12 protein-coding genes are annotated in these 14,081 nt (G+C 75.1%); 5 read left to right on the top strand and 7 right to left on the bottom strand.

All coding sequences use genetic code 11. The features are described from left to right. Positions 1-45: 45 nt before the first annotated feature. The 4 genes from hisC to AB0E83_RS27430 form a co-directional block, all read right to left on the bottom strand. Positions 46-1,122: a histidinol-phosphate transaminase gene (hisC, locus tag AB0E83_RS27445; RefSeq protein ID WP_362117327.1), complete on the bottom strand. Its 1,077-nt coding sequence runs from the start codon at positions 1,120-1,122 to the stop codon at positions 46-48. Between the two features lie 50 nt (positions 1,123-1,172). After that, a complete protein-coding gene (gene pcaB, locus AB0E83_RS27440; protein WP_362117324.1) occupies positions 1,173-2,615 on the bottom strand; it encodes a 3-carboxy-cis,cis-muconate cycloisomerase in 1,443 nt (480 codons plus the stop codon). Then, complete coding sequence (locus tag AB0E83_RS27435) at positions 2,612-4,561, bottom strand: FAD/NAD(P)-binding protein (RefSeq protein WP_362117321.1); 1,950 nt, start codon at positions 4,559-4,561, stop codon at positions 2,612-2,614. The genes pcaB and AB0E83_RS27435 overlap by 4 nt, the downstream gene beginning before the upstream one ends. A 718-nt stretch (positions 4,562-5,279) precedes the next feature. Then, positions 5,280-5,714 carry a hypothetical protein gene (locus tag AB0E83_RS27430; protein WP_362117318.1) on the bottom strand — a complete coding sequence of 145 codons (435 nt, stop codon included), beginning with the start codon at positions 5,712-5,714 and terminating at the stop codon, positions 5,280-5,282. Between the two features lie 151 nt (positions 5,715-5,865). On the opposite strand from AB0E83_RS27430, the gene AB0E83_RS27425 reads away from it, so the two are divergent. Further along, on the top strand, positions 5,866-6,198 hold the full coding sequence (locus AB0E83_RS27425; protein ID WP_362117315.1) for a nuclear transport factor 2 family protein: 333 nt from the start codon (positions 5,866-5,868) through the stop codon (positions 6,196-6,198). 24 nt (positions 6,199-6,222) lie between these two features. Here the strand turns inward: AB0E83_RS27425 and AB0E83_RS27420 are convergent, their stop codons facing one another. Beyond that, complete coding sequence (locus tag AB0E83_RS27420) at positions 6,223-6,966, bottom strand: SDR family oxidoreductase (RefSeq protein ID WP_362117312.1); 744 nt, start codon at positions 6,964-6,966, stop codon at positions 6,223-6,225. 166 nt (positions 6,967-7,132) lie between these two features. Here AB0E83_RS27420 and AB0E83_RS27415 point away from each other — a divergent pair, with 166 nt between their 5' ends. Next, on the top strand, positions 7,133-8,764 hold the full coding sequence (locus tag AB0E83_RS27415) for an alkaline phosphatase D family protein (protein ID WP_362117309.1): 1,632 nt from the start codon (positions 7,133-7,135) through the stop codon (positions 8,762-8,764). Here AB0E83_RS27415 and AB0E83_RS27410 read toward each other — a convergent pair. After that, entirely contained in the window at positions 8,751-9,752 is a 1,002-nt protein-coding gene (locus tag AB0E83_RS27410) for a Gfo/Idh/MocA family oxidoreductase (protein WP_362117306.1), read from the bottom strand. The two genes, AB0E83_RS27415 and AB0E83_RS27410, sit on opposite strands and share 14 nt — an antisense overlap. Before the next feature lie 78 nt (positions 9,753-9,830). Between AB0E83_RS27410 and AB0E83_RS27405 the strand changes: the two genes are divergently transcribed. Beyond that, positions 9,831-11,105, top strand: a complete 1,275-nt coding sequence (locus AB0E83_RS27405) for a Bcr/CflA family multidrug efflux MFS transporter (RefSeq protein WP_362117303.1) — start codon at positions 9,831-9,833, stop codon at positions 11,103-11,105. 374 nt (positions 11,106-11,479) lie between these two features. Next, entirely contained in the window at positions 11,480-12,469 is a 990-nt protein-coding gene (locus AB0E83_RS27400) for a small ribosomal subunit Rsm22 family protein (RefSeq protein ID WP_362117300.1), read from the top strand. Here the strand turns inward: AB0E83_RS27400 and ddaH are convergent. Next, the gene (gene ddaH / locus AB0E83_RS27395; protein ID WP_362117297.1) at positions 12,466-13,296 is read right to left on the bottom strand and encodes a dimethylargininase; all 831 of its coding nucleotides are present in this window, start codon (positions 13,294-13,296) and stop codon (positions 12,466-12,468) included. The genes AB0E83_RS27400 and ddaH overlap by 4 nt on opposite strands. A 156-nt stretch (positions 13,297-13,452) precedes the next feature. Here ddaH and AB0E83_RS27390 point away from each other — a divergent pair, with 156 nt between their 5' ends. Continuing rightward, positions 13,453-14,076, top strand: coding sequence for a TetR/AcrR family transcriptional regulator (locus AB0E83_RS27390; RefSeq protein WP_362117294.1), 624 nt, complete (start codon positions 13,453-13,455; stop codon positions 14,074-14,076). Positions 14,077-14,081 lie beyond the last annotated feature (5 nt).

Below are 14,081 nucleotides of genomic sequence, written 5' to 3'. Positions count from 1 at the left end.
GGCGGGGACGAGCGGCCGTGCCGCCCGCCCCCGCCCGCGCCCCCGTCAGAGCTGCTTGCGGAACGCCTCGGCGGTCGCCAGGAAGACGTCGTTGCCCTGCGGCGCGCCGATCGAGACGCGGACGCCCTCGCCCGCGAACGGGCGGACCACCACGCCGGCCTCGGCGCATGCCGCGGCGAAGTCGAGGCTCCGGTCGCCGAGCCGCAGCCAGACGAAGTTGGCCTCGGAGTCGGCGACGGTCCAGCCCTGCCCGCGCAGCGCGGCGGTGACCCGCGCGCGCTCGCCGACCAGGACCTCCACCCGCTCCAGCAGCGCGTCCTCGGCCCGCAGCGAGGCGACGGCGGCGTCCTGCGCGAGCTGGCTGACGCCGAACGGGACGGCCGTCTTGCGCAGCGCGGCGGCGACCGGCTCGTGCGCGATCGCGAAGCCGATCCGCAGCCCGGCCAGGCCGTACGCCTTGGAGAAGGTGCGCAGCACGCAGACGTTGGGGCGGTCGCGGTACAGCGCGACGCCGTCGGGCACGTCGGCGTCGCGGACGAACTCGCGGTACGCCTCGTCCAGGACGACCAGGACGCGCGCGGGGACGGCGTCCAGGAAGCGGACCAGCTCGGCGCGGCGCAGGGCGGCGCCGGTCGGGTTGTTGGGGTTGCAGACGAAGATCACCCGGGTGCGGTCGGTGACCGCGGCGAGCATGGCGTCGAGGTCGTGGTCCCCGTCGGCGGTGAGCGGGACGGAGACGGGGGTGGCACCGGCGATCCGGGTGATGACCGGGTACGCCTCGAAGGAGCGCCAGGCGAAGAGGACCTCGTCGCCCTCGCCGGCCGTGGCGAGCACCAGGGACTGGGCGACGCCGACCGAGCCGGGGCCGGTGGCGATGTGCTCGGCGGGGACGCCGAAGTGCCGCGCGAGCTCCGCGGTGAGCTCGCCGACGGCCATGTCGGGGTAGCGGTTGAAGGCGCCCGCCGCGGCGACCGCGGTCTCCAGCACGCCGGGCAGCGGCGGATAGGGGTTCTCGTTGGCGGACAGGACGAAGGAGCCGGCGTAGTCCGGCTTGCCGGGGCGGTGGGCGGACAGGGCGTCCAGATCCGGCCGCGGCCGCGGGCCGTGCGGGTGGTCGGTCACAGGGTTCGTGCCTTTCTCGGAAGGGGCGGCCGGGAGACCGGCGGGGGCGCTCACTCGTGTGCGGACGGGCTGGTCCGCGGACCTCCGGCGCCGCGCGGAGGCACTCCGAGGGCGCGGTCGACGAGCAGCCCCGCGGCCCCGGTGTAGCCGGCGGGTTCCAGCAGGAGGGCGAGTTCGCCGTCGGCGAATACCCCCTTCAGCTCGGGCAGTTCGGAGAGGATCTCGGCCAGCGGACGGTCCTCGCCGTCGGCCAGGACGGAGGCCCGGGTGAGACACCGGCGGGCGGTCGCCTTGCCGATCCGCGGCGCGAGGACGGCGGCGATCCGCTCCGTGACGACCTGACTGCCCGTCATGTCGAGGTTGGCGCGCATGCGTTCCGGCCGGACGGTCAGCCCCTCGGCCAGTTCCACCGCGGTGTGGGCGGCGCCGCCCGCCAGCCGGAGGCACTCGCGCAGGAGCGACCACTCGGCGTGCCAGGCGCCCCCGGACCGCTCGTCCTCGGTGGTCAGGCACTGGGTCAGGCCGGCCGCCAGCACGGGGACCTGCAGCGCGGCGGAGCGGATCAGCGTCGCGAGCACGGGGTTGCGCTTGTGCGGCATGGCGGACGACGCCCCGCGACCGGCCGGCGCGGGCTCACAGGCCTCCGCCACCTCGGTGCGCGCCAGGACCTGCACGTCCACGGCGAGTTTCCCGAGCGCCGCCGCGGTGTGGGCCAGCGCGGCGGCCAGGTCGGCGATCGGGGTGCGCAGCGCGTGCCACGGGAGGACGGGCCGGGCCAGCCCGGTCTCCTCCGCGTAGGCATCGGTGAGCCGGTCGAGGTAGTCCCCGAGCCCGTCGTCGGGGACGCCGCCGTCGACCTTCGCGTACTCCAGGTATCCGGCCAGCGTGCCGGCGGCGCCGCCGAGCGCCACCGGCAGCCCGTGGGCCAGGACCCGCTCCAGCCGCTCGGCGGACTCCAGCACCAGCCGGTGCCAGCCCGCCGCCTTGAGGCCGAAGGTGGTGGGCACGGCGTGCAGGGTGAGGGTGCGGCCGGCCATCGGGGTGTCGCGGTGCTCCCGGGCGAGGCCGGCCAGGGCATCGGCCGTGCGGCGCAGGTCGGCGAGGAGCAGCCGCAGCGCCCGGGCGGCGACGAGCATGCTCCCCGTGTCGAGGATGTCCTGGCTGGTGGAGCCGCGGTGGACGTACTCGGCGGCCGCCGGGTCGTCGGCGGCGACCACGGCCGTGAACGCCTGCACCAGGCCGACCACCGGGTTGGCGGTCTCCCGGGCGGCCAGGGCCAGGGCCCGGACGTCCAGCCGCTCGGCGCGCGCGGCGGCGCTGATCGCCGCGGCGGCGGAGGCGGGCAGCGTGCCCAGCCGGGCCTGGGCCCTGGCCAGGGCCGCTTCGGCGTCGAGCATCGCCTGCAGCCACGCCCGGTCCCCGGTGGCCGCTTCCACCGGGGTGCCGGCCCGTACCGGGGAGAGCAGTCCCGCGTCGATGTCGTGGTCGCTCATGCCGCGTCCGCCTCGGTGTCGGAGCGGACGCCGTCCGCCAGCAGGGTCAGCACGGCGGCGGCGATCGCGTCGGAGTCCTCCACGGTGACCGAGCCGACGCCCGGCCGGATGCCGGCCGCGGTGACCCAGTGCACCGATTCGGTCGGCACGCCGTGCACGAAGCGGCGCGGATGGGCGCGGCCCTCGGCGTCGCGCGGGTGGAACGGCCGGCCCGAGACCGAGACGCCGCCGGTCTCGTACTCGCTGCCGCACTCGCCGGGGATCCGGTAGGGCACGTACTGCCCGGTCGCCAGGAGGTGGCGCATCAGCGGGTCGTCGGTGCGGCGCAGGTCCGGCTCGGGCAGCCGGGCCTCGATCAGCGCGCCGGCCCGGTGCCGCGGCCCCGGTGTCCGGCGGGAGCGCACCTCGAAGGCGGCGCCGCCGTCCGTGACCGCTTCGACGGTCATGCCCGGGCCGACGATCTCGACGGTGCCGGCCTCGACGAGCGCGACGAGCTCCTCGATCCTGGACGTGGGCGGGCCGATCGACAGGAAGGCGTTGAGCGGGGTGTACCAGTGTTCCAGCTCGTCCCGGTGGGAGTTCGCCTCCAGTCCGCCGTGGTCGACCGCGAGCCGGATCTCGTTGCGCAGGTCGCGCAGCACGTCGAGGGCCGCCTTGAGCGGACCGCTGACGTTGCCCTCCCGGGCCGCGGCCACGTCCTGGCGCAGATACGCCAGCAGCCAGGCGCGGAAGTCCTCGGCGGTGGCGAACTCCTCGTCCCGGTACGGCTCGGCGATCCGGTCCCAGTCCCAGCGTTCGGCGGGAGCGACGCCCGCCTCGTCGAGCAGCCGGTCCCTGGCCGCCGCCGAGTCCGCGGTCCGCAGGAAGCGGTCGGTGAAGGCCGTCACTCCGGCCGCGTCGACCCGGTCGGCCAGCAGGGCGGCGTAGTACACGCTCTCCACCTCCGTGGCGATCAGGGGCCACAGGTGGGTGCCGAACCGGATCCACTCGCCCTCGGCGGCGCGTGCGCGCAGTTCGTCCGCCTTCTCCGCCGTCAGCAGCCGCGGGTGGTACCGGCCGTAGGCGCCCTTCTCGTTCTCGCCGCGGGCGTGGTACGGGACGCCGCGCCGGGAGCCGGCGAGGATGCGCGGCTCCCGCCCGGACGGGCGGTAGACCAGCTGCCCGTCGACGCGTTCGAACGAGCCGCCCCGCCCGACGGTCAGCAGGGCCATGTGATCGAAGAAGTTGAGGCCGAGGCCGCGCAGCACGACGCGCTCGCCCGGGCCGATCCGGGAGTGGTCCGTGTCGGCGGGGTTGGCCGGTTCGAGGTACACCAGGCCGTGTTCGGCGGCGAAGGCGCCGAGCCGCTGCTCCTGGGTGGTGACCCGGACCGGGACGTGGCCCTGCGCCAGCACCACCGCGTCCAGTCCCGAGAGCCGGGCGCCGCCGGCGAGCAGCAGCGTCTGGGGTCCGCCGTGCGCACCGGACTCGTCGTCCAGCGCGACCGCGGTCTCCCGGTGGACCCGGATCTCCAGGTGCCCGGGCGCCTGGGCGACCAGCGTCCGGAACACCCAGTCCAGGTAGTGCCCGTAGAACGCGCGGCTGGGGTAGGCGTCCGGGCCGAGGCGGCGGGCCTCCGCGAGGGCGTCCTCGGGGACGGGGACCGTGCCGGCCGCCACGTCCAGGGCCCATTCGTGGAGACTGGGGCCGTCCTCGACCGGGCCCACCAGATTCACGCTGGCGTCGGAGAACACGGTGACCTGGGAGGCCACGGTGTTCATCAGCAGGTCCCGGGACTGGTCGGTGCGCCACACACGGCCGGGTCCCGGCGGATACGGGTCGACGACGTGGACCGTGATGCGGCCCGCGGACGGGGACTTCCGCTCCTGGGCGATGAGGCGTTCGAGGACCGAGAGTCCACGAGGACCGGCCCCGACGATGGCTACGGCTGACGTACTGCTCTTCACGAGTGTTCTCCGTGTGGGCGGTGGAGGGGAAGAGGGAGGAGGGCGCCGGTCCGGCGGTTCGGTCTGCCGTCACCGGGGCGCGAGCGGCCCGCGCCGTGCGTGGACGTACGCATCCTGACGTCGCGGGCCGACGGGTCGGACCGCGGAAAGGCGTCGGTACGGCGGCGCGCTCCACGGCCGGGCGGGGCCGGGCCGGGAGAAGAGGGGCGGACGCCGTCGGCGCGCTCGGCGGAGGGGCGGCGGCGCGGACGCCGGCCGGCGGCCCTCACACGGGCGCCGAAGCCCTCCGGCCCGCGCCGGAGCGGGACTTAGCGGAGGGGGCTGGGGATGAGGTTCTGGATCACGTCCGCGCGGACGGAACACTCCTCCGCGCCACGTGCCGAAGCCCTCAGCGTGGCAGTGTCGGCCGCCGCGCGGATGTCGCGCGTTCCGCGGCCGGACTCCCGGAGCGCCATCGGTTTCCCCCACTGGAAAGTTCTGTCGTCACCTCTGACAGCAACTATGTGAACGGTCCGCCGCCCCGGACAAGGCAGCCAATCCCTCGGATAGGCGCACTGCCGGGAGACGAGGGATGCAAAGAGGGGCAAAAATGTTCGAAAGGGGAGGACGGGGGTGAACGGTCACCGGGCCTGAAGCGGAAGGCCCGCCCGGAACCCGCCGACGGCCCCCGCGCTCCCGAAGGGGCGCGGGGGCCGTCCTCCTGCGGCGGGCCGGTTTCTCAGACCAGGATCTCCACCCTCCAGTGGGGTGCGCGGTCGTCGGTGCGGACGACGATGGGCTTCGGGGCGGGGGAGGGGTCCTCGAAGAGGTCGCGGCCGAGGGCGAGGCCGTTCTGGGAGATGACGTAGGTGCCGGTGGCGAGGTCGGCGAGACCGGTGACGGTGGCCGGGCCCTCGGGGGTGACGCGCTGGAGGCGCCAGACCGAGGCGGCGGAGTCGTCGGGGCGGACCAGGGCGGGGGCGCGGTCGGTGCCCGGGGCGGTGACGCGGTCCTCGGTGCCCTTGACGGTGAGGCGGAAGCCGCCGTCGGCCTCGCCGACCGCCCACTCGGCGGTGCGGTGCTCGTCGACCAGGAAGCCGACCAGCCTCCCGTCCTGGACCCCGACCGGGGCCCCCTTCGCGTACAGCCTGACGATCCGGTCCTGCTCGGACATCGCTCCTCCAGCGGGGAAGGCGGGCTTGCTCCCTCGCATACTGCCCGGGGCGTCCGCCGAACGGCCGGATTGCCGGTGCGGGCTCGCCCGACTGGCCCATCCGGGGGCGCCGGAGCGGGGGAGCGGGCGGTGCGGCGGGTACGGGTGGGGCATGACGATTCCCGTGGACCAGCTCACCGAGCCCGCCGTGCGGGCCTTCGTGACCGCCCTGAACGCCAACGACCGGGACGCCTTCCACGCCGCCCTCGCCCCCGGGGCGACCATGTCCGACGACGGGTCGGAGCGGGACCCGGACGAGTGGACCGAGCGGGAGGTGTTCTCCTCGAACGGGCGGATGGAGGTGGAGAGCGAGGAGGAGGACGGGCTCGCGCTCGTCGCCACCTACACCAACGACACCTGGGGGTCGATGCGGACCGACTGGCGGTTCACCGTCGAGGGCGGGAAGGTCACCCGCTTCGAGACCGGGCAGGCCGCCGCCGACTGACGCCCCGGCGGCGGCCCGGGCGCGTCAGCCGCGGCCGATGTACGGCATGGCCGTGGCCATCACCGTGGCGAACTGGACGTTCGCCTCCAGCGGGAGGGCCGCCATGTGGACGACGGTCGCCGCCACGTCCGCCGCGTCCATCACCGGCTCCACCGCGAGCTCGCCGTTGGCCTGGAGGATGCCGGTCCGCATGCGGGCCGTCATCTCCGTGGCCGCGTTGCCGATGTCGATCTGCCCGCAGGCGATCCGGTACGGGCGGCCGTCCAGCGACAGCGACTTGGTCAGGCCCGTCATCGCGTGCTTGGTCGCCGTGTACGCGATCGAGTGCGGGCGCGGCACGTGGGCCGAGATCGAGCCGTTGTTGATGATCCGGCCGCCCCGCGGGTCCTGCTCCTTCATGACCCGGAAGGCGGCCTGGGCGCACAGGAACGCGCCCGTCAGGTTGACGTCGACGACCGCGCGCCAGGTGTCGTAGGACAGCTCCTCCACCGGGGTGCCGCCGCCCGCGAACGTACCGGCGTTGTTGAAGAGCAGGTCGAGGCGGCCGAAGCGGTCCCGTACGGCGTCGAAGAGGGCGGTCACCTCCCCCGGTGACGTCACGTCCGTCGGGACGCACAGCGTCCGGTCCGCGGGCAGGCCCGCCGCCGTCTCCTCCAGGGGCGCGAGCCGCCGGCCCGCCAGGGCCACCGACCAGCCGGCCTCCGCGAGGGCCCGTGCCACGCTCCGGCCGATGCCCGAACCCGCTCCCGTCACCACCGCGACGCCCATGTCGCACCGCCTTTCCAGCCTCGTGTCGCCCCGGCCGCGCAGCGTACGCCAGACGCGTGCCCCATGAACTCATCCGTCCGACACGTGGATGACCTGTCCCCGACAATGCGATGTCGCCCCCGCCCCCTCGAATACCGACGGACACCAGCCGTCAGGGGAGGGGCACATGACACCCGTACAGCAGCACAGCGACGAACTGCGCGCCGCCGCCCGGCACTTCGGCCGCCGCCGGTTCCTCACCGCGGCCGGCGCCGCCGCCGCGCTCGCCTTCGCCACCCAGCTGCCCGCCGCCGGCGCCGCCGCCGCGGCGGAGCTGGACGGCCGCCGCATCACCGAGGACCCGTTCACCCTGGGCGTCGCCTCCGGCGACCCGCTGCCCGGCTCCGTCCTCCTGTGGACCCGGCTCGCCCCGCGCCCCTTCGAGCCCGGCGGCGGGCTGCCCGCCGCCCGCGTCCCCGTCCACTGGGAGCTCGCCCGCGACGAGCGCTTCACCCGCACCGTGCGGCGCGGACGCGCCACCGCGCACCCGGAGTTCAGCCACACCGTGCACGTCGAGGTCGAGCACCTGGAGCCCGGCCGGGAGTTCTTCTACCGCTTCCGCGCGGGCGACTGGACCAGCCCCACCGGCCGCACCCGCACCGCCCCCGCCCCCTGGGCCCGCCCGGCGGAGCTCCGGCTCGGCGCCGTCTCCTGCCAGGCGTACCACGACGGCTACTTCACGGCCTACCGCCACCTCGCCGACGAGGACCTCGACGTCGTGTTCCACCTCGGCGACTACCTGTACGAGTACGCCGTCAACGCCACCGGCGGCGCCCGCGCCTACACCGACCGCACCCTCCCGGCCGTCTTCAACCGCGAGACGATCACCCTGGAGGACTACCGGCTCCGCTACGGCCTCTACAAGACGGACCCTGACCTGAGGGCCGCGCACGCCGCCCACCCCTTCGTCGTCACCTGGGACGACCACGAGACGGAGAACAACTACGCGGGCGGCACCCCCGAGAACTCCGTCCCGCCGGAGGAGTTCCTGCTCCGCCGCGCCGCCGCCTACCGCGCCTACTGGGAGCACCAGCCGCTGCGCGCGCCCCAGCTCCCCGAGGGCCCGGACATGCGGCTGTACCGGCGGCTGACCTTCGGCCGGCTCGCCCGGTTCGACATCCTCGACACCCGCCAGTACCGCTCCGACCAGGCGTACGGCGACGGCTGGCAGGTCCCGGGCCCGCTCTCCGAGGACCCGGCCCGCACGATGACCGGCGCCGCCCAGGAGCGCTGGCTCCTCGACGGCTGGCGCTCCTCGGACGCCCGCTGGAACGTCCTGCCCCAGCAGGTCGTCTTCGCCGAGCGCCGCGACCGCCCCACCGCCGACTTCAAGGTCTCCATGGACTCCTGGGACGGTTACCCGGCCTCCCGCGCCCGGATCCTCGCGGGCGCCGAGGCCGCCGGGGTGGAGAACCTGATGGTGCTCACCGGCGACGTGCACGTCGGCTACGGCTTCGACCTGAAGGCCGACTTCCGCGATCCCGGCTCCCGCACCGTCGGCACCGAGATCGTCGCCACCTCGATCGCCAGCGGCAAGGACGGCACCGACCGCCCGTCGAACTACGACCGGCTGACGCAGGCCAACCCGCACCTGAGGTTCTTCAACGGGCGGCGCGGCTACGTCACCGTCGCGCTCGGGGAGGAGCGCGCCCGCGCCGACTTCCGTACGGTCCCGTACGTGACGACTCCGGGCGCCCCGGTCACCACCGCCGCCTCCTTCGTGACGGAGGCGGGCGACCCCGGTCTCACGCCCGCGTGAGCAGCGCCTCCTGCGGATAGCGGACGCCGACGCGGTCCCGTACCGCGTCGAGCGTCCGCATCACCGCGAGCGTGCCGTCCAGCGGCACGAGCGGCGACTCCGTCTCGCCGGCCCGCAGGCAGCGCGTCACCTCGGCGGCCTCGTGCCGCAGCGAGTGCGGGTCGTCCGCGTTCGCGAACTCCTCCGGCTCGGCCCCGTACCGGGTCAGCGTGAACCGCTCCGGGAAGAAGAAGCCCCGCGGCACGTCGATCCGGCCCTCCGTGCCCGTCACCGACGCGGTCAGCGGGGTGTCCGCCTCCAGCGAGCAGGACAGCAGCGCCGAGGCGCCCGACTCCCACCCCAGCAGCATGCCCGTGTTCAGGTCCACGCCCTCCGGGGAGAGCCGGGCGTGCGCCTGCACGGAGTCCGGCTCGCCGAGCAGCAGCTGCGCGAACGACACCGGATAGACGCCCAGGTCGAGCAGGGCCCCGCCGCCGACCGCCGGGTCCCGCAGCCGGTGGCCGGGGTCGAAGGGGCCGGCGAGCCCGAAGTCGGCCTGCACGGTCCGCACCTCCCCGACCGCCCCGTCCCGGACCAGCTCCACCAGCCGCCGGATCAGCGGGTTGCAGTACATCCACATGGCCTCCATGAGGAAGAGGCCGCGGTCCCGGGCGAGCGCGACCAGCTCCTCCGCCTCCCGGGCGTTCAGGGTGAAGGCCTTCTCGCACAGGACCGCCTTGCCCGCCTCCAGGGCGCGGCCGGCGGCCTCCCGGTGGGCGTGGTGCGGGGTCGCCACGTACACCACGTCCACCTCCGGGTCGGCGAAGAGCCCGTCCCAGCCCCCGTACGCCCGCCCGATCCCGAACCGGTCCGCGAAGGCGCGCGCCGACGCCTCCGTCCGGGACGCCACCGCCACCGCCTCGGCGCCCTCCACGCCCGCCAGATCCGTCACGAACCGTTCGGCTATCCCGCCGGTCGCGAGCACGCCCCACCGCACCACGTCGTTCATGTCCGTCCACCCCAAGGGTCTCGATCCGCCCCGCCGAGCTGAGAGCATAGGCAAGGATTCAACGAAACGGAGCAGTCGATGCCGGAGAGCGGCCAGAGAACAACACGAGGACACATAACCGGAACCCCGCCGGCCGTCCCCACCTCCACCGCCCGGCGGGCCGGACTGCTCGTCACCCTCGTGCTCGGCGGGCTCACCGCCCTCCCCCCGCTGTCCATGGACATGTACCTGCCGGCCCTGCCGGAGGTCACCCGCTCGCTGGCCGCCCCCGCCGCCACCGTCCAGCTCACCCTCACCGCCTGCCTCGCCGGCATGGCCCTCGGCCAGCTCGCCGTCGGCCCCATGAGCGACAAGTGGGGCCGCCGCCGGCCCCTCCTCGCCGGCATGGCCGTCTACGTCCTCGCCACCGCCGCCTGCGCCTTCGCGCCCGGCGCCGAACTCCTCATCGCCTTCCGGCTCCTCCAGGGCCTCGCCGGCGCCGCCGGCATCGTCATCGCCCGCGCCGTCGTCCGCGACCTCTACGACGGCGTCGAGATGGCCCGCTTCTTCTCCACGCTGATGCTGATCTCCGGCGTCGCGCCGATCATCGCGCCGCTCATCGGCGGACAGATCCTGCGGATCACCGACTGGCGGGGCGTCTTCCACGTCCTCGCCGTCATCGGCCTCCTCCTCACCCTCGTCGTCTGGCGCTTCCTCCACGAGACCCTGCCCCCGGAGCGGCGCCAGGAGGGCGGCGTCGGGGCGGCGCTGCGGACCATGCGCGGGCTGCTCGCCGACCGCGTCTTCACCGGCTACATGCTCACCGGCGGCCTCGCCTTCGCGGCGCTCTTCGCCTACATCTCGGCGTCCCCGTTCGTCGTCCAGGAGATCTACGGCGCCTCCCCGCAGACCTTCAGCCTCCTCTTCGGGCTCAACTCGATCGGGCTCGTCGCCGTCGGCCAGATCAACGGCAAGCTGCTCGTCGGACGGGTCAGCCTCGACAAGGCGCTCGGCGCCGGCCTCGCCGTCATCCTGCTCGCCTCGACGGCGCTGCTCCTGATGACCGCCGGGGCCTTCGGCGAGGTCGGCCTCGTGCCCGTGGCCGCGGGGCTGTTCGTCCTCATGTCCGCGATGGGCCTCGCGATGCCGAACACCAACGCGCAGGCGCTCATGCGGACCCCGCACGCGGCGGGCTCCGCGTCGGCGCTGCTCGGGACCTCGTCCTTCCTCATCGGCGCGGTCGCGTCGCCGCTGGTGGGGATCGCGGGGGAGCGGACGGCCGTCCCCATGGCCGTCGTCCAGCTCTCCTGCGCGGTCGCCGCGCTGGCCTCCTTCCTCCTCCTCTGCCGCCCCCACCGCCCCCCCACCCCCTGACCCCCCCCTGTCCCCGATGCGGCCCGCGCCCGCCGTCGCTGTGGGCCGCGCCCCCGTCCCTGTGGGCAATCGTCCCGCTGGGCTGGGGGTCCCCCCTGGACGAAGTCCTTGGGGGAGGGTGGGCACAGGGACGGCGCCCCGTGCCGGGCCTAGGCTTTCCGGGCCTGGGCCCGCACCCGGTGTACGGCGCCGTACGGGTGCGGGTTCAGGCGCATGTGCGGAGGCACCCGCAAGGGTGCCGTTCCGTTGTGCCCACCCTCCCCCAAGGACTTCGTCCAGGGGGGACCCCCAGCCCCAGCGGAACGATTGCCCACAACGGAACGGCGGCGCGGCCACGGCGGGGTGGGGGGCGAGGGGGCGCCTAGACTGGAGGGGTGAGTTTTCCCCCCGTTCGCGGCGAGTCGCTGCGCACCGCCCTCGCAGGACTCCTCGACGGCCTCCCCCCCACCCAGGCCGCGAAGGCCGTCGAGCGGCTGATCACGCACTACCGGGGGACGACCCCGACCGACGCGCCCGTGCTGCGCGACCGGTCCGACGTGGCCGCGTACGCCGCCTACCGCATGCCCGCCACCTTCGAGGCCGCCCGCGGCGCCCTCGCCGCGCTGCGGGCCGCCGCCCCGGAGTGGACGCCCGGCAGCCACACCGACGTCGGCGGCGGGACGGGCGCCGCGAGCTGGGCGGTCGCCGACCTGTGGGACGGCGCCCCGCCGCGCACCACCGTCCTCGACTGGGCCGAGCCCGCGCTCGCCCTCGGGCGCGAACTGGCCGCCGGCGCCCTCGACGCCGAGTGGCGGCGCGAGCGGATCGGCACCGAGCTGCGCCTCGACGAGACCGACCTCGTCACCGTCTCGTACGTGCTCAAGGAACTGACCGCGACCGACCGGACCGCGCTCGTCGCCGAGGCGGCCCGCGCCGCGCGCGGCGCCGTCGTGATCGTCGAGCCCGGCACCCCGGACGGCTACGAGCGGATCATCGCCGCCCGCTCCGTCCTGGTCGGCGCCGGACTCACCGTCGCCGCGCCCTGCCCGCACAGCGGCGCCTGCCCGATCGAGCCCGGCACCGACTGGTGCCACTTCTCGGCCCGGGTCAGCCGCTCCTCGCTGCACCGGCGGGTGAAGGGCGGCTCGCTGCCGTACGAGGACGAGAAGTACGCGTACGTCGCCGCCACCAGGTTCCCGGTGACCCCCGCGCCCGCCCGCGTCACCCGCAGGCCGCAGATCCGCAAGGGGCTCGTCCTCCTCGACCTCTGCGGCCCCGACGGCCTCGCCCGCGAGACCGTCACCAAGCGCCACGGGCCCCTCTACAAGCAGGCCCGCGACGCCGAGTGGGGCGACCCCTGGCCCCTGGAGGACGACGGGAGCTAGACCCGCAGCTCCTGGGTGCAGCACTTCACGCTGCCGCCGCCCTTGAGGAGTTCGCCGAGGTCCATGCCGATCGGCTCGAAGCCGCGCTCGCGGAGCGGGGCGAAGAGGCCGGTCGCCGTCTGCGGGAGCAGGACGTGGCGGCCGTCGCTGACCGCGTTGAGGCCGAGGGCCGCCGCGTCCTCGGCGGTGGCCAGCAGGGCGTCGGGGAAGAGGCGGGCGAGGACGGCGCGGCTGCCGGGGGAGAAGGCCCCGGGGAAGTACATGACCTCGTCGCGCGCCTCGTCGAGGACGCACAGCGCCGTGTCCAGGTGGTAGTAGCGCGGGTCCACCAGCTCCAGGCCGATCACCGGCCGGCCGAAGAACTCCTGGGCCTCGCCGTGGGAGAGCGGGCTGGAGCGGAAGCCGGTGCCCGCCAGGATCCAGGAGGCGGTCACGGCGAAGTCGCCCTCGCCCTCGTTGACGTGCTCCGGGACCCGCAGGTCCTCCTCCGCCCAGCCGTGCCGGCGGAACCAGTCGAGGTGCGCCTCCGCCTCGGCGGTCCGCTCGGGGTACGCGAACCGGGCGCCGAGGACCCGGCCGCCGACGACGGTCGCGCCGTTCGCCGCGAAGACCATGTCCGGCAGCTCCGGGCGGGGGTCGAGGAGCTCGACCGTGTGCCCGAGGGCCCGGTAGCGGTCGCGCAGGTCCTCCCACTGGGCGAGGGCGAGCGGGAGGTCGACGGGTTTCGCCGGGTCCATCCACGGGTTGATGGAGTACGACACCGTGAAGTGCGCGGGTGGGCACATCAGGTAGCGGCGGGGCGAGGACTCGCGCGGAGTGGGGCGCAATCGGGCCTCCTCACGGACGGCGGCGGCCGGGTGGGCCGCACTTCGGTGGAGCCATGGTGCGGCCTCGGGGCCCCGCGCGCAGTGGACCGTTCGGGTGGTTCGCCCCCCGAACACCCGGACGAGACGCGTCGTCTCGTCCGGTGGTAGGTTGCGGCCATGCCCGAGTCCAAGGCCCCCGACGCCTCCCGCCGCAGCGAGCGGTCCCGCCGCGCCATCTTCGACGCCGCCCTCGCCCTCGTCTCCGAGACCGGCTACGCGAAGACCACCGTGGAGGGCATCGCCGCCCGCGCCGGCGTCGGCAAGCAGACCATCTACCGCTGGTGGCCCTCCAAGGCCGCCGTCCTCCTCGACGCCTTCCTCGACCTCGCCGCCCGCGCCGCCGAGGCCGCCGGCGCCCGCCCCGGCGAGACCGAGCTCCCCGACACCGGGGACCTCGCCGCCGACCTCCGGTTCGTCCTGCGCGCCACCGTCGACGAACTCAACGACCCCCGCTACGACGCCCCCACCCGGGCGCTCGCCGCCGAGGGCTCCATCGACCCCGAGCTCGGCGCCCGCTTCACCGAGGCCCTGCTCGAACCCCAGCTCCAGGTCTTCGCCCGCCGCGTCGAGGCCGCCCAGGCGGCCGGCCAGGCCGACCCCTCCGTCGATCCCCGGCTCGCCACCGAGCTCCTCGTCGGCCCCCTCCACCACCGCTGGCTCCACCGCACCGGCCCCCTCACCCACGCCTACGCCGACGCCCTCGTCGAGCACGCCCTGCGCGGTCTCGCCCCCCGTCCGTGACGGGC

This window comes from Streptomyces sp. NPDC035033 (assembly GCF_040636735.1).
In the GTDB taxonomy this organism is placed as follows: Bacteria; Actinomycetota; Actinomycetes; order Streptomycetales; family Streptomycetaceae; genus Streptomyces.
The sequence above is the reverse complement of the archived record's forward strand: the minus strand, read 5'-3'. Positions and strand labels throughout refer to the sequence as shown.

What these genes read in the sequence shown, in the direction of transcription:
- AB0E83_RS27410 (WP_362117306.1), bottom strand. Translation starts at nt 9,752, where the DNA reads ATGAACGACGTGGTGCGGTGGGGCGTGCTCGCGACCGGCGGGATAGCC.
- AB0E83_RS27415 (WP_362117309.1), top strand. Translation starts at nt 7,133, where the DNA reads ATGACACCCGTACAGCAGCACAGCGACGAACTGCGCGCCGCCGCCCGG.
- AB0E83_RS27390 (WP_362117294.1), top strand. Translation starts at nt 13,453, where the DNA reads ATGCCCGAGTCCAAGGCCCCCGACGCCTCCCGCCGCAGCGAGCGGTCC.
- AB0E83_RS27430 (WP_362117318.1), bottom strand. Translation starts at nt 5,714, where the DNA reads ATGTCCGAGCAGGACCGGATCGTCAGGCTGTACGCGAAGGGGGCCCCG.
- AB0E83_RS27405 (WP_362117303.1), top strand. Translation starts at nt 9,831, where the DNA reads ATGCCGGAGAGCGGCCAGAGAACAACACGAGGACACATAACCGGAACC.
- AB0E83_RS27420 (WP_362117312.1), bottom strand. Translation starts at nt 6,966, where the DNA reads ATGGGCGTCGCGGTGGTGACGGGAGCGGGTTCGGGCATCGGCCGGAGC.
- AB0E83_RS27425 (WP_362117315.1), top strand. Translation starts at nt 5,866, where the DNA reads ATGACGATTCCCGTGGACCAGCTCACCGAGCCCGCCGTGCGGGCCTTC.
- pcaB (WP_362117324.1), bottom strand. Translation starts at nt 2,615, where the DNA reads ATGAGCGACCACGACATCGACGCGGGACTGCTCTCCCCGGTACGGGCC.